The 21,175-nt window shown below is 61.5% G+C and carries 19 protein-coding genes; 13 read left to right on the forward strand and 6 right to left on the reverse strand.

From position 1 onward, the window contains the following. The first annotated feature begins 147 nt into the window (after positions 1-147). Complete coding sequence (locus tag AAF358_00135; protein MEM7703924.1) at positions 148-1,788, forward strand: arylsulfatase; 1,641 nt, start codon at positions 148-150, stop codon at positions 1,786-1,788. Between the two features lie 16 nt (positions 1,789-1,804). On the opposite strand, the gene AAF358_00140 is transcribed toward AAF358_00135, so the two are convergent. After that, complete coding sequence (locus AAF358_00140) at positions 1,805-2,725, reverse strand: LysR family transcriptional regulator (protein ID MEM7703925.1); 921 nt, start codon at positions 2,723-2,725, stop codon at positions 1,805-1,807. Positions 2,726-2,812: 87 nt separating this feature from the next. Between AAF358_00140 and AAF358_00145 the strand changes: the two genes are divergently transcribed. Both AAF358_00145 and AAF358_00150 read left to right on the forward strand, forming a co-directional pair. Beyond that, on the forward strand, positions 2,813-3,286 hold the full coding sequence (locus AAF358_00145; GenBank protein MEM7703926.1) for a tetratricopeptide repeat protein: 474 nt from the start codon (positions 2,813-2,815) through the stop codon (positions 3,284-3,286). 235 nt (positions 3,287-3,521) lie between these two features. Further along, positions 3,522-4,916 carry a heme peroxidase family protein gene (locus tag AAF358_00150; protein MEM7703927.1) on the forward strand — a complete coding sequence of 465 codons (1,395 nt, stop codon included), beginning with the start codon at positions 3,522-3,524 and terminating at the stop codon, positions 4,914-4,916. A 145-nt stretch (positions 4,917-5,061) separates the two neighbouring features. Here the strand turns inward: AAF358_00150 and AAF358_00155 are convergent, their stop codons facing one another. Together AAF358_00155 and AAF358_00160 are read right to left on the reverse strand one after the other, a co-directional pair. Beyond that, positions 5,062-7,503: a serine/threonine-protein kinase gene (locus tag AAF358_00155; GenBank protein ID MEM7703928.1), complete on the reverse strand. Its 2,442-nt coding sequence runs from the start codon at positions 7,501-7,503 to the stop codon at positions 5,062-5,064. Positions 7,504-7,514: 11 nt separating this feature from the next. Beyond that, a complete protein-coding gene (locus AAF358_00160) occupies positions 7,515-8,075 on the reverse strand; it encodes an ECF-type sigma factor (protein ID MEM7703929.1) in 561 nt (186 codons plus the stop codon). A gap of 154 nt (positions 8,076-8,229) precedes the next feature. Between AAF358_00160 and AAF358_00165 the strand changes: the two genes are divergently transcribed. From AAF358_00165 to creD, 7 genes are all read left to right on the forward strand, one after another. Next, the gene (locus AAF358_00165; protein ID MEM7703930.1) at positions 8,230-9,321 is read left to right on the forward strand and encodes an alpha/beta hydrolase; all 1,092 of its coding nucleotides are present in this window, start codon (positions 8,230-8,232) and stop codon (positions 9,319-9,321) included. A gap of 12 nt (positions 9,322-9,333) precedes the next feature. Beyond that, on the forward strand, positions 9,334-11,244 hold the full coding sequence (locus AAF358_00170) for a hypothetical protein (protein ID MEM7703931.1): 1,911 nt from the start codon (positions 9,334-9,336) through the stop codon (positions 11,242-11,244). Between the two features lie 13 nt (positions 11,245-11,257). Continuing rightward, entirely contained in the window at positions 11,258-12,232 is a 975-nt protein-coding gene (locus tag AAF358_00175) for an endonuclease/exonuclease/phosphatase family protein (GenBank protein MEM7703932.1), read from the forward strand. Positions 12,233-12,310: 78 nt separating this feature from the next. After that, positions 12,311-13,039 (forward strand): hypothetical protein, encoded by a 729-nt coding sequence (locus AAF358_00180; protein MEM7703933.1) that lies wholly within the window; start codon positions 12,311-12,313, stop codon positions 13,037-13,039. A 71-nt stretch (positions 13,040-13,110) separates the two neighbouring features. Next, positions 13,111-13,641 (forward strand): type VI secretion system tube protein Hcp, encoded by a 531-nt coding sequence (locus AAF358_00185; GenBank protein ID MEM7703934.1) that lies wholly within the window; start codon positions 13,111-13,113, stop codon positions 13,639-13,641. Between the two features lie 32 nt (positions 13,642-13,673). Beyond that, positions 13,674-14,393: a hypothetical protein gene (locus AAF358_00190; protein ID MEM7703935.1), complete on the forward strand. Its 720-nt coding sequence runs from the start codon at positions 13,674-13,676 to the stop codon at positions 14,391-14,393. Positions 14,394-14,548: 155 nt separating this feature from the next. Further along, a complete protein-coding gene (gene creD, locus AAF358_00195) occupies positions 14,549-15,868 on the forward strand; it encodes a cell envelope integrity protein CreD (GenBank protein ID MEM7703936.1) in 1,320 nt (439 codons plus the stop codon). A 37-nt stretch (positions 15,869-15,905) separates the two neighbouring features. On the opposite strand, the gene AAF358_00200 is transcribed toward creD, so the two are convergent. Continuing rightward, a complete protein-coding gene (locus AAF358_00200) occupies positions 15,906-16,661 on the reverse strand; it encodes a hypothetical protein (GenBank protein MEM7703937.1) in 756 nt (251 codons plus the stop codon). A 221-nt stretch (positions 16,662-16,882) separates the two neighbouring features. Here AAF358_00200 and AAF358_00205 point away from each other — a divergent pair, with 221 nt between their 5' ends. Together AAF358_00205 and AAF358_00210 are read left to right on the forward strand one after the other, a co-directional pair. Next, complete coding sequence (locus tag AAF358_00205) at positions 16,883-17,407, forward strand: DUF6265 family protein (protein MEM7703938.1); 525 nt, start codon at positions 16,883-16,885, stop codon at positions 17,405-17,407. 92 nt (positions 17,408-17,499) lie between these two features. Next, positions 17,500-18,264 carry a methyltransferase gene (locus AAF358_00210; protein MEM7703939.1) on the forward strand — a complete coding sequence of 255 codons (765 nt, stop codon included), beginning with the start codon at positions 17,500-17,502 and terminating at the stop codon, positions 18,262-18,264. Between the two features lie 59 nt (positions 18,265-18,323). Here the strand turns inward: AAF358_00210 and AAF358_00215 are convergent, their stop codons facing one another. After that, positions 18,324-18,947, reverse strand: coding sequence for a hypothetical protein (locus tag AAF358_00215; GenBank protein MEM7703940.1), 624 nt, complete (start codon positions 18,945-18,947; stop codon positions 18,324-18,326). Then, entirely contained in the window at positions 18,947-19,537 is a 591-nt protein-coding gene (locus tag AAF358_00220; protein ID MEM7703941.1) for a hypothetical protein, read from the reverse strand. The genes AAF358_00215 and AAF358_00220 overlap by 1 nt, the downstream gene beginning before the upstream one ends. Before the next feature lie 690 nt (positions 19,538-20,227). On the opposite strand from AAF358_00220, the gene AAF358_00225 reads away from it, so the two are divergent. Next, on the forward strand, positions 20,228-21,133 hold the full coding sequence (locus tag AAF358_00225; GenBank protein MEM7703942.1) for a methyltransferase domain-containing protein: 906 nt from the start codon (positions 20,228-20,230) through the stop codon (positions 21,131-21,133). Positions 21,134-21,175: the final 42 nt, after the last annotated feature.

Below are 21,175 nucleotides of genomic sequence, written 5' to 3' on the forward strand. Positions count from 1 at the left end.
TCTGCGTGCGGCGGATTAATCGGTTCGCTAGACTCTCGCCCTATGCTGATTTTCGGTTTCGCCGATTGCACGATTCGCGAACGCGCTGTCAGAGGTCGAGCGCTGCCGCTTTTGTGGGCAGTCGCTGTTGCCGCAGCATTGACGGTCGTGGCCTGCGGTTCCGCGCCCCCACAGGCTCCCGCGACTCCCGATCAACCCAACTTCCTGGTCATCGTGGCCGACGACCTGGGCTTTTCCGACCTGGGCTTTATGGGCAGTGAAATCCGCACCCCAAACCTGGACGCGCTGGCCGCGAACGGCACGGTGCTCACCAACTTTCACGTTGCGCCAACCTGCTCTCCCACCCGCGCCATGCTTCTGACCGGCGTGGACACGCATCCCGCAGGTCTGGGAACCATGAGCGGGGAGCAAAGCGAGGAACAGATCGGCCAACCGGGTTACGAGGGGGTGATGAGCCATCGGGTGGTCACCGTGGCGACGCTGCTGCGCGAGGCGGGGTACCACACCTATCACGTCGGCAAATGGCATCTCGGTGCGGAACCAGGGCAGCAGCCCACCGATCGGGGGTTCGAGCGGTCGTTCGGACCGGCCCGTGGGGGCGCCAGCCACTTCAACGATCAGCTGCGCATGTTCTTCGACGACGAAGAGAACTCCCGGGCGCTCTACCTGGAGGACGGCAAGCCGGTCGAGCGCCTGCCTGAGGATTTCTTTTCCAGTGAAAGCTACACCGACAAGCTGATCGATCAGCTGGAAGGCGGCCGGGGCGACGGCCGGCCGTTCTTTGCTTATGCCGCGTACACGGCGCCACACTGGCCCCTGCAGGTGCCGGACGAATGGCTCGATCGCTACGCGGGCACCTACGACGCGGGCTGGGACACGCTGCGGGCCCGTCGCGTGGCTGCGCTCAGAGATCGTGGCCTGATTCCAGACAACACCCAGTCGCCCGACCTGGTTGCCTGGGAAGATCCCTGGCATACCCTGACGCCTGCGGAGCAGCGCCACGCCGCACGACGGATGGAGCTCTACGCGGCCATGGTCGAAAACCTCGATCATCATATTGGACGGCTGCTGGCCTACCTCAAGCAATCCAACCAGTACGACAATACGCTGATCGTTTTTCTCTCCGATAACGGCGCCGAGGGAAACCTGGTCAACCGGATCGCCGGGGACTGGAATTGGGTCGAGCGACGCTTCGAAAATCGGCTGGAGAACCTGGGCCGTCGCGGGTCATACGTGTTTACCGGGCCGGGTTGGGCGCAGGCATCCACCGCGCCGTTTGGCTACTACAAGGCCTTCCCCTCTGAAGGCGGTACGCGAACGCCCGCCATTTTCAGCGGTGTTGGCGTAAATGGCGGGACCACTAGCCAATCGTTTGCCACGGTGAAAGACCTGACGCCTACCTTGCTGGATCTCGCTGGTGTTCCCAGGCCACGAGGTTTGTTCAACGGCAGAGCGGTAGCGTCCATCGAGGGAAGCAGCCTTGCGCCGCTGCTCTCGGGCGCCACAAACCGGGTGCACAATACGGACTATGAAGTGGGATGGGAGCTGTTCGGACGGCGGGCGATGCGCGTGGGTGACTGGAAGATCCTCTGGCTCTACGAACCCTACGGAGCCGGCCGGTGGTGGCTGTTCGACCTGGCCGCAGATCCCGCGGAAACCCATGACCTCTCCCGGGAACGTCCTGACAAGCTCGCGGAGATGATCGCCGCTTGGAATCGTTACGCGGCCGCCAACCAGGTGGTATTGCCGGCGAGCGATGCTGGCTACGGCAAGGAAGACCCTTGGTGAACGAGGCGATGCACGCCTAGACCTTTGAATCAAACAGCATCTTCCTGGCCAGCACCCGCTCGGTAATCGCGTCGGACACCGCGCGGATCCGGGCGCTGTGTTTGAGCTCCTCATGCGTGACCAGCCACAGTTCGGAGCGATGTACGTCCATCTCCGGCAGAACCCGAAAAAGGTCCTGATGCATGCTGGCCCAGCGGCAGGAAAGCACCGCAAGCCCGTAGCCTGCCCGGGCCGCCGAAATCTGGGCCATTGGGCTGTTGGTGGTGAACACCGTCCGCCCGAGGCGACGGGGAAGGGGAGAATGTTCGGAGAACGCGATGCTGGTAGTGCCGTCCGGCAATACCAGGCCAATAAAATCGTGACGCTCCAGATCATCGGGACTGTCCACCGGACCCTTGGTATCAAGGTAGGCGCGCGATCCATAGAGCCCGAAAGCGACGTCAATCAGGCGCCGAGTAATCAGGTCCGGTTGCGTCGGCCGGCCAAGGCGCAGCGCAATATCGGCTTCTCGATGCACGAGATCCAGGGCTCGGCTCTCCACTTTAATATTCAGCACAATATCCGGGTACTCACGGTGGAAATCCGCTAGCTCCGGCGCCAGCCAGTCGGTGCCGATACCTTCCGTGGCGGTGATGGTCACCTCGCCAGAAAGGCCCCGTGACTCCACATCCACGGCGCGCTCGATGGCATTCATCTCGCGATCCATTCGCTCAGCGCTTTCTAAGATAGCGTTGCCGGCGTCGGTCAGCTCTAGCCGCCGGCCGCCTCGCACAAACAGTGTGGCGTCCAGTCGCTGCTCCAGCGCCTGCAGTCTTCGCCCGAGGGTAGGTTGGGACATACCCACCTGTTCAGCCGCGGCCGACAGATTGCCGTGCCGGGCGATGGCCAGGAAGAGCGCGATATCGGTCCAGCTGTTGATGGCATCTTTTTTATTCATTATTGAATGATAAATATAAAATTATGGCATTGCTATGCTTTATCGAATATCTAAACTAAGCCTATCCATTCGATGAGGACTTGAGAGATGACTTTGAAACTACAAACCATCGCCGCTGCTTTTGCCATGCTCACCGCCGTCAACGCGGCGCAGGGTGAAGGGCTGGGAGCCCATCCGCCCATGTTTCTGGTGCAGGCTGAATACGCGCTGGAGGCGGGCGACACGACCCGCGCGATCGAACTGCTGAACAAACGCTACAAGCGGCTGCGCAATCCCGCCTACCGCGTGCGAGGGTTGGCCGTACTCTGTAGCGCCCACCTTCAGGATCAGGACTTCGAGCGGGCGTTCCGCCCCTGCGAAAGCGCGACCGAAATGAAGCAAGCTGGTTGGAGTGATTTCAACAATCAGGGCGTGCTCGAGCTGCACCTCGGCCGCTTCGATGAGGCGCTGGCTTCGTTTGAGCGGGCTCGGCAGCTGAATCCCGACTCCGAGTCGGTGCTGAACAATCTGGCGCGGACCCGCGCGATCCGGGACAGCGCGCTGGTGTCTTCATCTCAATAGCCGTTCACGGCCCCATCCAAAGGAGAGCCGCCCCCGGGCGGCTCTTTGCTTTTCGGCCCCGGGAACCGGTTCCGATGGTGGTCGGAACCTCACAACATTTTTCGTCGACGCGAAACCGCGCAAAACTTGCTGAGGAGAAATTCCTTCCGCACCGTTAGTTAAGCAGCCAAGAGGCTCAACTGACGACATGTAACGGGAGGTACCAATGTCATCTTGTCCTGTCCAACACCATGGAATGACCAAAGCCAAAGGCTGCAGCCACGCACGCCTAGGCAACTTCGGCAAGCTGTTTCCCAAGCTCACGCCGCTGAGTTTGAGCGAAGAGCAGGCCTCGCTGCTCGGCGGGCTCAACTCGCCGATGCACGACGTCGGCAATCAGTCGCCTGACAGCAAGCTGCCAGCGGGTTACACCTTTTTTGCGCAGTTTGTCGATCACGACATCACGCTGGATACCACCTCAGACCTGCACGGCGCGCCGCTTTCCACCGGCGCAATCAACAAGCTGCCCAATCTGCGAACGCCGACGCTGGACCTGGATTGTGTGTATGGCTTCGGGCCCGAGGCGAGTCCGCATCTGTATGCCGGCGCCACGGCACCCGGCAGGCTGCTCGAAGGCAGCGCAGGAAATCCGGACGACGTTCCGCGCAACGAGTCCGGTACCGCGCTTATCGGGGATCCGCGCAACGACGAAAACCTGTTTGTATCGCAGATGCAGCTGCTGTTCATTCGGTTTCACAACCGGATTTATGACTCGCTGGTAGCGAGCGTCCCGCTGGGAGAGCGTTTCGAAGAGGCCCAGAAAATAGCTCGGTACCACTACCAGTATCTTGTGGTGCACGACTTCCTGCGCCGGATCTGCGACCCGAAGATCTTCGACTTTGCGCTGAAGAAGGTCGCTGACCATCACTACCCGCTGGTCTACGCGGCGGACAAACACGGCGACCTGCCAATGCCGGTGGAGTTCAGCGTGGCGGCGTACCGCTTTGGCCACACCACGGTTCGCTCAACCTACGCCGCCAACAGCCAGTTTCCCGACGTGGATCTGTTTGACGAACGCTTCGGTACCACCGGGTTTTCGTCGCTGCCGCCGGAGCTGACGGTGGATTGGCGATTCCTGCTGCCCGTGGACAAATGTTTGTCGCCAGTGCTGGCCAAGCGGTTTGACATTCTATTCCCCGAGGAGCTTATCGCCATGCCTGACCCGATTGTCGGTCGTGGGGCCAGCAGCAACGAGCGGTCGTTGGCCTTCCGCAATCTGCTGCGGGGCAACGCGCTGGCGCTTCCCTGCGGTCAGGCCGTGGCGGGTACGCTGAAGGACGCCGGCTATCCGATCAGCGTGAACTTCACCCCGCTGAAGCTGGCTGAGGTCATCCCGGCGGATCCTGCGACCCAGCCGCTGGTCGACGAGACCCCGCTGTTTTTCTACCTGATGCGCGAAGCCGGCACGCTCGGCAAAGGCGAGCGGCTCGGCCCGACCGGTTCGGCAATTCTGCTGGAAGTGTTTCTTGGCGGGCTGCTGCATTGCGAGGACAGCGTTCTCAAAGACCCGGACTGGAAGCCCGACCCGTGTATCGCCGGGCCTGGCAAAACGTTCGAGCTCGCAGACGTCGTGCGTTACGTGGGGGCCTAGCTTTGTGAGGTTTGCGGACCGTTGTCGCGGAGACCGGGAGGGTTTCTGTCGGCAGCGGGCCGCCTACACTCCCCGGGTCTGCCATGTTTTTTGACCCCCCAGGTTGTCTGGCAGTCCCGGGGTTCTTTTTTGACCGCTTGGACGACTAACCCTCCAGCTTGGCGAGCGAACTCATCAAGAGCTCATAGTCGTCCGTTTCCTTAAGGTATGGCTGAGCCGCCTCCATCAGGGCTTTGCCTTCGGCGATCTTGCCCTCGAGAACGCGACATCGACCCAGATGAAAACGGCTTTGATTGCTGGACACCGAATCTTCACCGCGCAGCTCGAGCCGCAGGGCCATGGTGGCGGCGATACGCTCACAGCCTTCAACCCTTTTGCCGTTGGCGAGCAGGATCTTACCCAGCTCATGGCTGGCGCCCGCCGTGTGTAGATGGTTGTCCGGCAGCGTTGAGCTGAGCACGCGCACCGTTTCCCGCCAGTAGGATTCGGCCCGATCCAGCTGGCCCAGGTCTCGGGCAACCCGTCCGAGATAGCCCAAGGTCCATGCCATCTTGGGATGATCACCGCGATAGATCTCTCGTTCGCGGTCCCGGACCTGACGCAACAGGCGCTCTGATTCGGTGAGGTTGCCCAAGCCGATTTCCAGCACCGCCAGGTTGCGCAACGTGGTCAGAGTTCGAGGGTGGGTTGGACCGAGTCCCGCTTCCTGAATGGCGGCCGCTTCCCGGTATAGCTCGCCGGCCTCGGCACGACGAGCCTGCTTGTGCAGCACCACACCGTAGTCCGCTTTGGATAGCGCCAGCGCGAGGTCGTCAGCCGGCAACAGCTGGCTCCTAAGCTCAAGCGCCTGGCGGTGAAACTCGCCGGATTTGGCGTTGTCGCGGAGCTCGGAATAGGTCACGCCCAGCGAAGAGTAGATTTTTGCCAGCGCCAGCGGATCAAATCCTGCAATGTCGCGGGCGATGGTGTGCGCTCGCCCGAGGTTGTCTAACGCGGCGGTGAAATCGCCGGCGCCGCGCTGGGAATTCCCCAGCTGACGCAGCGTGGCGGCGACGCTCGCCGCGGGCGCCCCGGCCTGATCTTTTAAGGCCAGGCTGCGCTGAAAATGATCGATCGCGGCGGGATACTCTGCCAGCGAGTGGTAGATACCGCCGAGATTGTCGAGCATCTCCGCCTTGAGAACCGGCTGATCGGCGAGCCGGCCCTCTAGCACCACGCTCCCCTGGTCGACCATCTCTTTGATGGTGAGCTCCTGTCCCAGGCTGACCTCCGGGGAAGCGTTGCTGAACAGTTCCTGCAGAAAACCCGAGATTTCTTGCGCTTTGGCGGTCTCAAGGCGAGCTGCATCGCGCTGCTCGGCAATCCGCTTGGACTGCCACGTTACCGTTCCGGCATAAGCCATCAGCAGTCCTGCAAAAAGCACCGCCACGGATACGCCGAGACGATGGCGGGCGACAAATTTCTGCAGACGGTGCCAGTGCTGGTCACTGCTGGCGATGAGCGGCAGCCCCAGCCGGTAGCTCCGCAGGTCCTGCGTCAGCTCTTCAACCGTCACGTAGCGGTCGGACGGACGCTTTTCGAGACACTTGAGAATGATGGCGTCCAGATCACGGTCGAGACGCAGGCCCGACCCTCGAGTGGCCGTGCGGCTGGGCGTTGGCGGCACCTGCTCAACGATACGACGCTGAAAGGTCAGTGGCGAAGCGCCCTCCCGGCGGAACGGGCGCTGTCCAGTAGTCAGTTCAAACAGGAGAAGCCCCAGCTGGTAGACGTCGGACGGCCGTCCCAGCACCTCTCCTTCTATCTGTTCAGGACTGGCGTATTCCGGCGTCAGCAGACGCGCTTCGGTGACCGTTGCCGCATCAGGGCCGTCATCCAGCAGCTTGGCGATGCCAAAATCCACGAGCTTGACCTGGCCCTCGCCGTCCACCAGCACGTTGGATGGCTTGATGTCGCGATGAATGATGTCCCGCCGGTGGGCCGCCGCCACGGCGCCAGCGACGTCGGCCACCAGCGCGAGCCGCTGAGGCAAGTCGAGGCCTTGCTGTTCGCAGTACCGATCGATGGGTTCACCCGCAACATACTCCATGGCGAGCCACGGACGCCCATCCTCGGTAACGCCGCCGTCCAGCAGAGAAGCGATGTGGGGATCGTTCAGATGAGCCAGGATCTGCCGCTCCCGATCAAAGCGGTTCAGCAGATCCTCCCGCCGCATCCCCTGCCACATCATTTTCATTGCGACCTGCTGCTCGTAGAGCCCGTCAGCGCGGCGCGCCAGAAACACCTGCGCCATGCCGCCCTGGCCGATCTCTCGGATCAGCTCGAAGGGGCCGACGCGGCGTCCGCGAACCTGATCATCGGTGGTGTCAGCCAGCGCCTCGAGCAGCTCTTCGCCGATTGCGGCGCCTCGCTCAAGCCAGGGTGACGGGCTGGCAGCGCCGGCCAGCAGGCGGGACAGCCCTTCAGCCAGCTCCGGCTCGCGGGTCGCGAGATCAGCGAGGAAGCGCTCCCGGTCATCCGCCTCGAGCGACAGCGCCTCGTCCAGCAGCGGGTCGAGCTGTTTCCATTTTTCCTGGAGCAACGACATCGATCTGCCGGTCAGGCCGACAGGCATTCGGTCAGCCAGGCTTTGGCCCTCAGCCAGTCGCGCTGAACCGTGCGGACAGAAACCCCGAGCGCTTCAGCGGTCTCTTCGAAGGAGTATCCCGCAAAGGTGTGGCATTCCAGCACCTGGACCAGGCGCGGATCGTGTTGCTCCATGGTGCGGAGCGCCTCGTCCACCTGCAGCCAGAGCTGGCCTGGGTCAGCGCCCGCAATGCGGCTTTCTTCCAGGGGCAGCGGGGCAACACCATCTCCGCGTTTGGCTGCGCCACGGGCTCGGAGGTGGTCAACCAGCAGCTGCCGCATCGCCCGGGCGGCAATCGCATAGAAGTGACCGCGGCTATTGGCGGACAGGTTGGCCTGCGCGGCGATCTTGCAGTAAACCTCGTTTACGAGGCCCGTGGTGTTGAGCGGCGTGTCGTGCATGCGCGCGAGCTGGTTTCGGGCGATATGCTTCAGCTCCCGGTAGACCAGCGGCATCAGGTCTTCCAGCGCCTGGCTGTCGCCGGCGGTGACCCGGGCGAGGAGGGCGGTAATGTCTGCCTTGGCGGCGCTCATGCTCTGATGGTAGCAAGCTGCGGCGAAACTGACAGGGCGTGGGGAGCCCGCTGAGGAATTTCCGGCACTGGGACGTTTTCCCTTTATGTGGGAGGATTTTTGTTCCGGCGCTTAGCTTTAAGGCGCGGCGCCGAAGTACCGGGGAGGAACGTTTATGTTTGTTGTTACCAATCGTCAGGTCAGCAACCGCAAGGCGCTGGGCCAGTTCGGCAAAAAGCCCAACGCCGAGGGGCCGAACGAGATTCGTCTATTCGACGTCTCCAAAGAGGGGCGGCGCTGGGAAGTGAAGGCGCTAAACGATCGGCTGACCAAAACGCAGCTGCGTGCGCTCGTGAAGAAATATCACCTGCCGATCGATCCCGAGGCAGACCGGCCATGGTACGCCAGCCTCAAGGTAGCCTGTGAGGTTGCCGAGCAGGCACGCGCCGAGAAAAAGAACATTCTGATTTTTGTTCACGGCTTCAATAATGACGTGAAAGACGTGATGACCGCTGCCAAGGCTATTGCCGACCTGTACAACCTCATCGTGCTGCCCTTCACCTGGCCAGCCAACGGCGGCGGGGCTGTGTCAGGAACGCTCAGCTATCGGGAAGACAAGCGCGACGCCCGCGCTTCAAGCGGTGCGCTCGATCGGCTGTTTATGAAGGCCATGGAATACCTGAAAATGATCACCGACGCGCAGCGCGATCGGCTGCTGCGCGAGGCCACCAAAAAACACCCGGACAACCGGGAGCAGGCCGACCAGCTCTACGCCAGGCTGTTGGACGCTGAGTGCCCGTTCACGGTGAACCTGCTCGCCCACAGCATGGGCAACTACCTATACAAGAATCTGCTGAAGTCCACCGCGACGGAAGCCACCCGGCCGTTGTTCGACAACGTGATCATGGCGGCGCCGGACGTGAACAATCTCGACCACGGCTGGTGGCTCGACCGCATCCAGTGTCGGCGGCGCGTCTACGTCTGCATCAACGAAAACGACTACGCGCTGAACGCATCGCGCATGAAAGCCGGTGAAGAGCAGCTGGCGCGTCTCGGTCACGTCACCTATAACCTGACCGCGCGCCGGGCCACCTATGTGGACTTCACCAATGCCGCCGAAGTCGGCAACGCGCATACCTACTTCAAAGATGACCCAACCAAAGACAATCCGGACGTGCGGACATTTTTTGATCAGGCCTTCAACGGGCGTTTCGCTGAGAATGAGCTTGAGTACGATTCGATCAAAAACGTCTACCGCGTTCCCTAGCGTCCTGTCACGATGTTCAAAGCCGTCACATCTCAAGAGGGCGCCAGCACCGCGGTGGTGGTGGTCCACGGGGTCGGCAATCCGGAACCTGGCGCAACGCTTGATCGACTGACCGCCTCGCTGGCCAATACCTGCGAAGCCTTTCGGCTCGACGGGCCGCGCCAGACCTGGCAGGCCGCCGATCAGCGGCGGTCGGAAAACGACCTCTATTCTTTTTCTCCGGTGCCCTGGCAGATGGCCGAGCACGATGGTGAAAAGGTGATCATGGCGGAGGTGTACTGGGGTTCAGAGAGCGCTATACCCCACAGCGTGCTCGGGCTGCTGCAGGGGCTGTTCCAGCTGATTTTTGGCATGTCCGGGCTGATTGAGGCCAGGCCGGAGGGTATCGGTCGCTATGAGTGGTTCGTCGCCTGGATCGGCATGATTGGCAGTCGGCTTCTGCGGGGTCCGGTCTTTGCGATCAACACGGCGCTGATGTTTGCGCTGCTCGGCATTGTGCTTCAGCAGGGAGTGAGCCACTCGGAGAGCGAGCTTGTGATATCGCTCAACGAGGCGACGCCTCGTGAGGTGCAGCTCGGCGTGGTGGGTGCCAGCATCGCCTGCGCGGTGCTCGGCGTTTTCCTCGGCTGGCGCTGGGTCAAAACCCAGGCCACGAGAGTGGTCGCGCCGCAGGGGACCACCGGCGTCTACGCGCTGTCGCTGCTGGCCGTGGCGGGCATCTGGCCGGCCGCCGCGGCGCTGCAAGGCGCGCACGACCTGGAGGCTTTTGCCACGATTCCCTTTACGCTGCTCTGGCATACGTTCGGCTTTGTTGCCCTGGCGGTGCTGCTGGTCCTCAACCTCTATCTCCTGTCCCGCCTTGTGAGGCCGGCCTTCAGTGACGCGGAGCGTCATTCGCTCAGCGCCAGGGCGATGGCCTTGGCGATTCAGTTTGTGCTGTGGAGTACGATCGTGCCGTCGATCTGGCTGCTGACGCTGTCACTGGTTACCAGCGACAGCGCGAGTTTTGCCTTTTGGCTCGCTCGCTTTCATGAGGTGGTGGCGTCTGACGGTCTGCAGTGGTTCTATCTGCCGCTCCCGCTGCTGGCGCTGGTTTGGGTTTTGCTGTGGCGCTGGAAGCAGCGCGCCGGCAACCCTCCCCGCCTGATTGTCCATGCGCTGATTCGCGACGCGCTGCTGGTGTCGGTTGTGTTTACCGTCATTGCGAGCGTGGTGGTCTCCGTCATGAATCTAGAGCAGGCGGTGGTGCTGCCGGAGATTGTGCAGCGGCTCCGTCGCCTGGAGGTGGCGCTGCTTCCGGTGATCCCGCTGCTGGTGGCCTCTTCGGTTTTTGTCGGCGGCGTTGTGCTCGCGCTGGATATCGGCAATGACGTCGTCAACTATGTGCGGCTCGCCATGCCGCTTAAGTCTCGCTTGAAGCCGAGCGAAGATGAACGGGAGCGACTGCGCCCGATTCGCAACAAGTTCAACGAGGTGATGCGCCTGCTGAACCGGCACCATCCGCTCGAACGGGTCATTGTGGTGTCCCACAGCCAGGGCACGGTGCTGGCCATCGATGAGCTGGCTCGAAGTAACTTTGGTCAGCCGCCCGAGTGGCTAGAGCAGCTCGACGTCACGCTGATTACCATGGGGTCACCATTCAGCCACCTTTATCAGCACTTCTTTCCGCTGTCGTATCCGGCGCTAGACCAGCCCGTTTGGCGACGTCTCGGCCAGCGCCTCAACCGGTGGATCAACATCTATCGCAACGACGATTTTGTCGGAACCTGGATCGACGCCGGTTCACAGCCGCCCTTTGAGTTCGAGCAACACGCGATGGGCACCGGCGGGCACCTGACTTATCTGGTCGACGGGCGTGTCGTGGCGATCGTCGCGGACGCGCTGGAACGCGGCGGGCATCGCGTCGATCATCGCCCAAGCTGATCGGGGAATTTGCATGGCAACCATTCACGATAATCCGCCGGCTGCTGTACGCCGCGACCTGGACGCCCTAAGCCAGGCGCTGGACGTCCAGATCCCCGCGCCGACGCCATCCAACCTGTTGATCTGCACCTGGAACATTCGCTCGTTTGCGTCTCTGACCCGCCGCTGGACTGCCACTGGCAGCGACAGCCCAAAGCGCGACCTGCGCGGCCTCCGGGCCATCATCGAAATCATCCGGCGCTTTGACGTGATTGCGGTTCAGGAGCTGAAGGGTGATCTTCGCGCGCTGCGCGACACGCTCAGTTTTCTTGGACCCGACTGGGGCTTTCTGATGACGGACGTGACCGCCGGCGCCAAAGGCAACAATGAGCGGCTGGCCTTTCTGTTCAATCGAGCTCGGGTCCGACCGTCAGGCCTGGCCGCTGAGCTGGTGGTGCCGCCCGAGCGCCTGGAGCGCCTGGACGAAGGAGCGCTGCGAACCCAGTTCTGCCGCACGCCTTACGCGGTGAGTTTTGTCAGGGGCGAAACTACGTTCATCCTGGTCACGCTGCACATTCTGTTCGGGGACAGCGCCTCAGACCGCATTCCTGAGCTCAATGAAATCGCCGACATCTTTGGTGACTGGGCCCGGCGTAGCAATCGCTGGCACCACAACCTGCTATGCCTGGGCGACTTCAATATCGACCGGGTTGGGAGCCCGCTCTTCGACGCCTTCACCCGCACCGGTTTGACCATCCCGGCGCAGCTTGTGGATCTGCCGCGGACGGTGTTCGACGACCCAGGCGACTCCAGCGACGATAACTTCTACGATCAGATCGCCTGGTTTACCGCCGGATCGGGTGCGTTGCTGGACATGACGCTCAGCGATGCCGGCAACTTCGACTTTCAGCCGTTTGTTTATACCGACCAAAGTCTGTCGCGGGCCTCGATGTCGTTTCGCGTATCCGACCATCTCCCGCTGTGGGTGGAGTTTGCCTTGCCCTCATAAGCCCTAGGCCGGGCGGAAAAATTCCTGAGGTGAGAAATCGGTCAACAAATACCCGTCGCGCATTCTTACAATAGCGCGATGAAAGGGATTTTATTTTCGCTGCTGCTGTGCAGCGCTGGCGCAACGGCACAGATGGTGTTCGAGGAGCAGGACGGCCTCCTGGTGATCGAGCTGGAAAGTGCTGCGCCGCTGCCGAACAACTGGGTGCTTGGGCCAGCGGAAAACCCGACATCCCCCAACATCAGCGACCCCGGTGACGCGACCGGCCAGGGGTTTATCGTCTGGGAGGATCGCCAGTATCTGAACGCGCCGGGCAACGGCGAAATCGTCTTTTTTGTGATGATCAACAATCCGGGCACCTATCGCTTTGAGTGGCGCAATCAGGTGGGTCGCGGCACCAACACGACAGAACACAACGACACCTGGCTGAAAATCGACGCGGACAGCTACTTTGGCCAGCGCGGCAGCAGCGTGGTTTGCCCCAAGGGCAGGAATCCCTCCGAGAACGATTGTGTTGGCGGCCAGCCTGAGGGCTCAGGCTCGGACGGCTGGTTTAAGGTTTACTCCAGCGGTGCCAACGACTGGCGTTTCAGCACGCGCACAAGCGACAACGACGCTCACGATATCTTCGCCCGCTTCGACTCAGCCGGGGTTTACACAATCCGCCTCTCGGCCCGCTCGTCGAGCCACGTCATTGATCGGCTGATCATGCACAGCGACACGTTCAGCGGTAATCCGCGCAGCCTCGATCTGCCGGAGTCGGTACAGATCGATCTAGACACGGTGTTCTCGGACGGATTTGAGTAAGCGCTGAGATAAACCCCCGCCGCTTACGTCCCTTTTGCTGTAACCGTCACATTCAGCGAGAGGGCACCAACGTGAGAGCCGTTGTCATCTTGATCATAGGGTTTTGGTCCGGCGTGAGCGGCGCTGAGATCCTGCTGTGTACCGGCGGCGATATTCCAGGCGGAGCTAAGCTCGCCGGCTATCAGGGCTGCACCACCGTTTCGCATTACCAGGAAGGTGTCGATCGGGGCGCCACCGTCAATGGCAGCGGCGCCCAGCAGGGCAATCCGGAATTTGCCGATATCAGCCTCACGCGCACGTTCGACATCTCCAGCAACGCGCTGCGGGCGGCCGCCATTAACGGCACTCCGAGAGACTGGTCACTGCGGTTTGTCTCCACCGGCTGCGGCAGCCAGGCGCTGGAGTACCAGCGGATCGATCTGACCAATGCCGCGGTGACCGCCTACTCGGCCGGTGCCACCGACACGACCCTGCCGACGGAAACCATCAGCCTCAGCTTTACCGCGGTTCGCTACATTCAGACCGTCTATGATCAGGCCTGCCAGGTGGCTGACACGTTCAGCTTCGGCTGGGATCGGGTGGGACTCTCGGTGATTCCCTGACCCGGGTGCCCACACGTTGTTCCACCGCTGCTTTGATTTTTTTGGCGGCCGCCGCGCCGGCCACCGCCAACACGTCCGAGCTCAGAACCCGCGAGCTGACCACCATCAACGAACCGCAGCTTGAGTTCAGCGCTGATCGTCTGAGTGACCCGCTCTGGACTGAACCGGTGATGCTGCGGGACGGCACCGTGGTTACGCCGCTATGGGTCAGGCAGCGCTGCTTTGGCGTCGCCCGAAACGCCCAGGAGCGGCTCACGCTCTATGCAGCGTCAGGTCGATGTGAACGATCGACAACGCTCGCTGCGAGCCGCTTACCGCCAACCTCAGCGTGGCGGCTGACCGTGCCGGTCCGCGGAACGGCTGCCTGCATCTGTCCAAACGATCCCACCAATCTGCCCCCGATGGTTGCCGTGGACGCCGGTGATGGTCAGCAGGTGGCTGCCGGGAGCACCATTCAGGATCTTGAGTTCAGCGCTCTCGACCTGGAGCAGCTCTCGCTGCAGCCGACGTTCAGCTTTCGCCTGGACGATGGTGCCGTGAGTGCGGGCCTGCCCGCCCAGCTCGGTCAGACCTGCGTGAGCGGCAGCGGCACGCTGGCGTGCACTGTCTCGGGTCAGGTTCAAACCGTCCCGGGTGTTCTTACCCTCACCCTGACGGTGTCCGACGGCTTTCTCAACGATTCGGCTGACGCGACGATCACGGTCGTAGCGCCGACCGACCCACTATTCGCCGACAGTTTTGAGGCCCCTTAACCCGGGCGGCCTGCCCGAAGGCCCGTAGTCAGATCAACTACGCTTGCGGTGGTGGTTAGTCGAGCGTTAGTTTTTGGCGCCGAAGTCCGCTGCCATGATTCGGTCATCTGGGTGTCCGCCGCGTGCCCGGAGGGCGTGTTGTCATCAAGCGTCCTATGAAATCACTGACGACCATGCGGAAACAGACGGCAACGACGCTCAAGCTGCTGGCGGTAGCGTTTCTCACCCTGATGATGCTCATTCCGCTGGCGATGGTTCGCGGGCTGGTGGACGAGCGCCAGGGCCGGCGGGCTGAGGCGCTTGAGGAGATCGCGCGGCGTTGGGGTGGTGAGCAAACCATCTCTGGCCCGATGATTGTTGTGACCGAGCGGCAGTCCCGACGCACCGCCTCTGGCGAGACGCAGCTTGTCTACAGCCGGATTGTGGAGCTGCCTGCCGAACTCACCGTCGAGGTCGAGACCCGATCCGAGGTTCGTTATCTGGGAATCTACGAGATGCCTGTCTATACGGCGACGGTCACCATGACCGGCTTGATCGGCGGGGAAAGCTGGCCGACCCGGGGCGAGCTCACCGGCGCGCACCTTTTGGTGCCGATCTCCGATACCCGCGCCATTCGCGCCGTCAGCGCGCTGACGGTCGGCTCCGAGAGCTACAAGCTGCGGTCGGGCGGTTCGGTGTACAGCACCATCCAGGGGGTTGCGGCGCCGCTGCCGCTCGATCGTTTGGGGCGGCGCGAACCGTTTCGGCTCGAGCTGACGCTCGCCGGCAGCGAGGCCCTGTACTTCCTGCCGATCGGCGAGGCAACGTCAGTCTCGATGCAAAGTGACTGGGCCAGCCCCGGCTTTGAGGGCCAGTACGTCCCGCTGGAAAGGGCGATTTCGGAAGCGGGCTTCAGCGCGCGCTGGCAGGTGGCCGAGCTGAATCGAAGCTACGGTCAAAGCTGGCGCGGCGATCCACCCTACGAGCTTCTCGGGTCTCGTTTCGGAACCCGCTTTGTGCTTCCCGGAAACAGCTATCAGCGCAGCGAACGCGCCATCAAATACGGCGTCCTGTTTATCGGCCTGACGTTTCTGGGGTTCTTTGTCTTCGAGATCCTCACCAAGGTACGTCTACACCCGGTGCAATATCTGTTTGTTGGCCTCGCGCTGGCGACGTTCTATCTGCTGCTGCTGGCCCTGTCGGAACATATCCGGTTTGGCTGGGCCTACCTGGCGGCGGCGGCCGCGCTGGTACTGATGATCGGCGCCTACTGCGGTGCGGTGCTCGCCAGCCGGGGCCGGGGCCTAGCGGCAGGTACGTTGCTGGCAACCGTGTACGCGGTGCTGTATTGGCTGGTGATCGACGAGCGCTATTCGCTGCTGATCGGTTCGGCGACCATCCTGCTGCTGCTCGGGGTGGTAATGTATGCCACTCGCAACGTCGACTGGTACGGCGCGGAGTCGGAGTTGGGTAAACCCAGTGCTACGCCCGCATAGGGCCCCAGAAACCCAGGGCCTGACGAGCCTCAGGCGCTCAGTTAAGCGCCACCGATTCGCGAGCGGAGGTCGCCGGTGTAAAGGGCAGTCTCGCCCAGGACGGGGTCGCAGCGGGCGCGACAACCTCGGTCGCAAACTGGCCGAGTTCAAAAGCCATCGATTCCAGCGCCATTCGAATTCTCGGCAGCATGCCTACTTTCAGAGTCGTGAGCACGTAGCACGCAGAGCCTGAGTCGCTGCTGCTGACGGTGTCGGAGTCAACGTCGGCAATCTCCAGCGCGCCAAGCGCAATCGACAGCTGTCGCTGATGCGAAGGCCCAATCCAGCTCGCGCACGCGGTGGCAAATAGGTCGAGGGTAAATCCATGAGGCTGCTGGGCGGCATCTGAACCCTCCGCCGGCGCGCACATCACGCTACCCGAAATACGGATCACCAGGCCTAGCTGGCAAGGCTGCGCGTTGGGCTCCAGTAGCGCTGGTTGAACCCGGGGGTGGGGGTCGAGCTGGAGCTCGGCGATCTGAAAACAATATTCCACGCCGAACTCGCCGCTGGTGCTGAGTAGCGGCAGCGTGTCCTGCCGGCTGAGCAGCTTGTCACCATGCTGAGCGAGGTCTGGATGAACCTGAATCTCGCGCTGCAACAGCTCCGGGTGCCGGCGAAACAGGGGCGTGGCGTGATTGAACAGCTCGGGTCGCAGGAGCATCAGCATTTGGCTGATGTCGTTCAGATCCCGGAGTGGATTAGTTAGCTTGGCTGATGCGTCCGATGCGTCGTGATTGATGGCTACTGCCATGGGTGCCTCCTCCCAATGTGGTTTACAAGCTGCGCCGAATACCCCAACCCAACGCAGTCGATGCCAGCATGCTGGCGTAAGGAGGAAACGACTCCCCGTCGAAATCCCCTCACCTGGCCGTAAGTCCGGCCTCAAATCTGCCGTCAGTTTCCCGCAAATTCTTGTCGGAGAATGTCGCCAGACACTGATAGGCTTGTAGGAAAATAGCTGGAGTCACGCCCATGGGACCCTATCCAATCCGCCTGCTTGTCACGCTTTTATGCGTCAGCTTTTGCAGTATTGCTGCGGCGCAGTCCAAACGGACCGAAAACACCTTTAAGCTGGACGAGCCCGATTTTCGGCCTCCGGCGAGCCTCGAAGACGTCTCCTGGCTGGCCGGCGCGTGGGCCGGCGAGGCCTTCGGCGATCGCTTTGAAGAGGTATGGAATCCGCCCAGCGGCGATTCCATGGTGGGCTTCTTTAAACTGTTGAAAGGTGATGACGTGGCGTTCTATGAGCTGCTGCTGCTCGTCGAGGAAGAGGGCAGCCTGGTGATGAAGGTCAAACACTTTCACAAGGACTTCAGCGCCTGGGAGGAAAAGGACGACTACCTCAGTTTCCGACTGGTGGGTATCGAGCCCGATGCGGTGCACTTCTCGGGCCTGAGCTTTTACCGCCGCAGCGACGACTATGCGGAGGGGTTCATTGCCATGCGCAGCAACGACGAGGTGCGGGAAGAAAAGATGACTTTCCATCGTCAGCGCTAAGAGGGCTCGACAACGACGCCAATCGGCCCGGGGTTTTCACCAAAACGTTACCGGCTGCCGTTACACTACGCGCCCCAACACACTTTGCGGAGATGACCGTGAACAAGCTCGCCATGATTGCCTGTCTGACGATGGTCCAGGCGTTGACCCTGCCGGTTCTGCAAGCGCAGAGCGACGATAGCTTGAGCGCTCGGCTGAGCGCTGCCATGAAAGCCGAGATTCGGTCCGAGGCCGAAGTGGCTCGCGACGCCAACCGGAAACCTCAAGAGACGCTGGCGTTTATGGGCATCACGTCCGACATGAAGGTATTGGAGTTGATTCCCAGCCGGGGTTGGTACACCAAGCTGCTGGCGCCGGCCATCGATGATTTTCATGTGGCAATCGGTGCGACCTGGGTCGAAGAAAATCTGATCAGCGAGTCTGGCTTCGATCATATCAACATCGTTGAAACCGAAAACATGACGCTCTCCCGAGGCGGAGAGTTTCGACTGAACTCCGTCTCCGAATTCTCGTTCGGCGAAGGTGGCTTCGACGCCGTGCTGACGTTTCGCAACATGCACAACTTCGATGAGGCGGGGCGGCGAGCTATCAACAAGGCTGCCTTTGAGGCGCTGTCGTCAGGCGGTATCTACGGCGTCGTGGATCACACGCGACGCCACATGGAGCCGATCTCCCAAGAAAACCGACGCCGGGCTGACCCAGTGGAGATCATCAAAGAAGCGCAGGACGCAGGTTTCATGCTGCACAGCTACACCAATCTGCACTACAAGCCGGCGGATGATCTAACGCTTGAAGTGGGCAACGACAAAGTGACGGGCCAGACCGACCGTTTCACGCTCGTATTTCGCAAGCCCTGAGCTTAAACCGCGGCGTGCCGGGTCCTCCCTCCGGCGCGCCGTTTTGTCAGCGAGTCCGGCTAGTGTCCGGCTGCGTGCCGCAGCTTGCGCTGCTGGGCCATGCGGTAAAACCGCCGCGCGTCGGCAAACCACCCGGGATGGCTTAAGTTGTCGCCGTAGCGTGACATCCACAGCCGGCAAACCTGTGCCGCCAGGCGGTTTACCGTGACGTAGCGGTCGCGGGATTCCTGGTCGAGCGCCTCCCGGTAACTGACCCTGTCGAAGAGCTGCTCATGGAGTGCCCGCAGGTTGGGCTGCCCCTCACTTTCGCTTTGCTTGCTCAGGTGGTCGGCCAGCGCAAAAAACTTATCCACCTCTCCCTGGAGCTCCAGCTCCAGCTGGGTCGTCGATCGATCGTGTCGTGCGCAGAACGTCACGTAGGTGAAGTGGCTGACGCCCTCAACCGCCGCTGCGTATTGATTCAGGGTCAGGGGCGCGTGACCGTCAACCAGCGCGGGCTCGAGGTAAAGCGCAAGCTCCAGCCCCCGTTCATCCTGTCGCAGCAGCAGCTGCTCATTGGACTGATCCGGACGGCCGCCCAGGTTTTGTGCAATCTCGGGATCGCTGACGACAAACTGGGAAACGCGGTGGCCGGCTTCCAGGTCATAGCGCCGCTCGATCTGACGCTGTATTCGATCCAGCATCAGTGGGCCGTTTGGCCGCCGTCCAGCGAAATCCCCAGGCTGCTGAGCTGCTGGCGTGCCTGCGCGTTGCCCGTCTGCTGCCAGAGGTCGTAAAGCTTGAGAATCTCCGCCGCGTCAAACTGGGCCCGATTGGCGTGGATCAGGTCGGACAACAGGTTCACAAACGGCACAAATCGTGTCGCCAGTTCGTCGAAAACCGAGATGTCGCGCGGCGCGTTGTCGGCGAGGTACGAATACGCGCTGCCGCCCATGCTGACCAGGTACTCTCGGCCGATGGCTCGCCGTTCCAGCGACTGATGAAAGAGCCCCGCCACAAAAAGCGCCACATCCCCAAGGCGCTGCAGCAGTCGATGGCGCTCCGCTTCACTGTTAGCGTTGGCGGCCTCGCCGTAAATCATTGCCAGGGGTTTCAGGCCACTGCGGCCGCTGTTTGGGTCAAAGAAGGCTTCGGATCGGGCGAAGCGGGTGAGGAGATCGGTGAGGTACCAGAGGGTGGCTTCCTGCGGCTGCTGGCCCTGTCGATTGGCGGCGCGCCCGAGCGCGCGGTGAAAGTAGCCGGGCAACGAGTGTTCTGCGGTGGGTCCATGCATGGGATCAATCTCCTTCGGTCAGCGGTTTGTGTCGTGTTAGCCTCGATCCATAAACAGGTTTGTAGTTGCGAGTGTCCTGCGGCGTGAATTCGTTGCATGATGACGCGTGTCATAAGGGCTGTGGGTAGGCGCAGCCCGCCGCGCCATGGTCATTCCATGGCCAAGGGCTGCAACACCGCCACAGCCCTTGTGAGACGCGCCCTGCGGGTGGCCCGAAATCGGCAACAGCCGCGTTGCATCGCTTGGCAATGGCCCCACCATTGCCGGCGCAATGCGCCTTGCTCTTGCCGATTTCGGGCTCATCATCATTCAACGAGTTCACGCCGCAGGACACTGTCCTTAACGGCGATTCGCCAGAAAAGTGTAGGTCGGAAAAATGCTTAACTTATTCACTAAGACCCGAGATTAGCAGAAAAGCTTGCAACTAAGGTGAAAGACGTTGGTGGGGATCGGCGGCTGCTCCGGCCCCAGCGCTCAGGGCCAACCAAAGCAATGAACGCGTGCCGCCAGCACTGGCGGTCAGTTTTTGCACCCAGTGGCAAATCGGCAGCGAGGCCCAGCTCGAACTGAGCCTTTGGTCTTAGGCACGATGCCAATATTGACCGAGCCCTGAGCAAAGGATTGCCCGGAGCCCCTGTTTGAGCGTAATCTCAGATCGTCTTTCGTTGCTGCCCAGGTAACGCCCCCAAGATGCAATTATTCGACTGGCTTGCGCGGGATATCAGGCCTGAAGCGGTGCCTGAAACCGCCAAGTGCGACTTTACGGCGTTTGAATCGCGAGCTCAGGTCCCCGAGTCGATGCTGGAGAGTCAGTACCTGTGGGAGCAACAGTTCGAGGCGGCACTGGCCAAAAGAAAAGCCCCGGGATGTTCCGTCAGAGGACTTTGCGCGGTTTGCGGAAAAGACGACGCGCTATTTGACTTCACAAGGGCGGAAGAGCCGCCAACGAACTGGCGAGAGACGCTGGCGTGCAGGCCCTGTCGTCTGATCAACCGCTGGCGGTCCTGTATCGCGCTGCTGCGGTCGCATACAACGGGCATGGAAAACCCCAACATTTATCTTACCGAGACCGTAACACCGCTGGCGCAGTGGTTTTCCAGCCACTTTGATCACGTGACAAAAAGTGAGTATTTCGGCGAAGACGTCCCCCGGGGCAGTAAACATCCATTGGGCGGTACAACGGTGGATCATCAGGACGTCACAGATCTCACCTACGAGGACGCGTCTTTCACGCATGTCGTGACGCTGGACGTCTTGGAGCATGTGCCCAGCTATGAAAACGCGCTGCAGCAGTTTTATCGCGTACTCCAGCCTTCGGGGACGCTAGTGATTTCGGTGCCATTTTTGATCAAGTGTGATGAAACCCTGGTCCGGGCAAGAATCAACAGCCAGGGTGAAACGGAGCACCTGTGTGAGCCGGAATATCATGGCGACCCCATGTCGAAGGAAGGGGTGCTCTGTTACTACCATTTCGGCTGGGACATCTTGGATAACCTTCGCTCTATCGGGTTCCGCGAAGCCACGGTGCGCGTTGTTTGGGATCCGGCCAAAGGATTCCTCGGCGTGGGTCAGTCCTTTATCACGGCGGTCCGCTGAGGCCGGGCGTAGGCCGCAGCAAAGCCACCCCCAAAACCTTTA

This window comes from Pseudomonadota bacterium (genome assembly GCA_039033415.1).
Classification (GTDB): Bacteria; Pseudomonadota; Gammaproteobacteria; order Xanthomonadales; family SZUA-38; genus JANQOZ01.

What these genes read in the sequence shown, in the direction of transcription:
- AAF358_00140 (MEM7703925.1), bottom strand. Translation starts at nt 2,725, where the DNA reads ATGAATAAAAAAGATGCCATCAACAGCTGGACCGATATCGCGCTCTTC.
- AAF358_00145 (MEM7703926.1), top strand. Translation starts at nt 2,813, where the DNA reads ATGACTTTGAAACTACAAACCATCGCCGCTGCTTTTGCCATGCTCACC.
- AAF358_00150 (MEM7703927.1), top strand. Translation starts at nt 3,522, where the DNA reads ATGACCAAAGCCAAAGGCTGCAGCCACGCACGCCTAGGCAACTTCGGC.
- AAF358_00155 (MEM7703928.1), bottom strand. Translation starts at nt 7,503, where the DNA reads ATGTCGTTGCTCCAGGAAAAATGGAAACAGCTCGACCCGCTGCTGGAC.
- AAF358_00160 (MEM7703929.1), bottom strand. Translation starts at nt 8,075, where the DNA reads ATGAGCGCCGCCAAGGCAGACATTACCGCCCTCCTCGCCCGGGTCACC.
- AAF358_00165 (MEM7703930.1), top strand. Translation starts at nt 8,230, where the DNA reads ATGTTTGTTGTTACCAATCGTCAGGTCAGCAACCGCAAGGCGCTGGGC.
- AAF358_00170 (MEM7703931.1), top strand. Translation starts at nt 9,334, where the DNA reads ATGTTCAAAGCCGTCACATCTCAAGAGGGCGCCAGCACCGCGGTGGTG.
- AAF358_00175 (MEM7703932.1), top strand. Translation starts at nt 11,258, where the DNA reads ATGGCAACCATTCACGATAATCCGCCGGCTGCTGTACGCCGCGACCTG.
- AAF358_00180 (MEM7703933.1), top strand. Translation starts at nt 12,311, where the DNA reads ATGAAAGGGATTTTATTTTCGCTGCTGCTGTGCAGCGCTGGCGCAACG.
- creD (MEM7703936.1), top strand. Translation starts at nt 14,549, where the DNA reads ATGAAATCACTGACGACCATGCGGAAACAGACGGCAACGACGCTCAAG.
- AAF358_00200 (MEM7703937.1), bottom strand. Translation starts at nt 16,661, where the DNA reads ATGGCAGTAGCCATCAATCACGACGCATCGGACGCATCAGCCAAGCTA.
- AAF358_00205 (MEM7703938.1), top strand. Translation starts at nt 16,883, where the DNA reads ATGGGACCCTATCCAATCCGCCTGCTTGTCACGCTTTTATGCGTCAGC.
- AAF358_00210 (MEM7703939.1), top strand. Translation starts at nt 17,500, where the DNA reads ATGACCGTGAACAAGCTCGCCATGATTGCCTGTCTGACGATGGTCCAG.
- AAF358_00215 (MEM7703940.1), bottom strand. Translation starts at nt 18,947, where the DNA reads ATGCTGGATCGAATACAGCGTCAGATCGAGCGGCGCTATGACCTGGAA.
- AAF358_00220 (MEM7703941.1), bottom strand. Translation starts at nt 19,537, where the DNA reads ATGCATGGACCCACCGCAGAACACTCGTTGCCCGGCTACTTTCACCGC.
- AAF358_00225 (MEM7703942.1), top strand. Translation starts at nt 20,228, where the DNA reads ATGCAATTATTCGACTGGCTTGCGCGGGATATCAGGCCTGAAGCGGTG.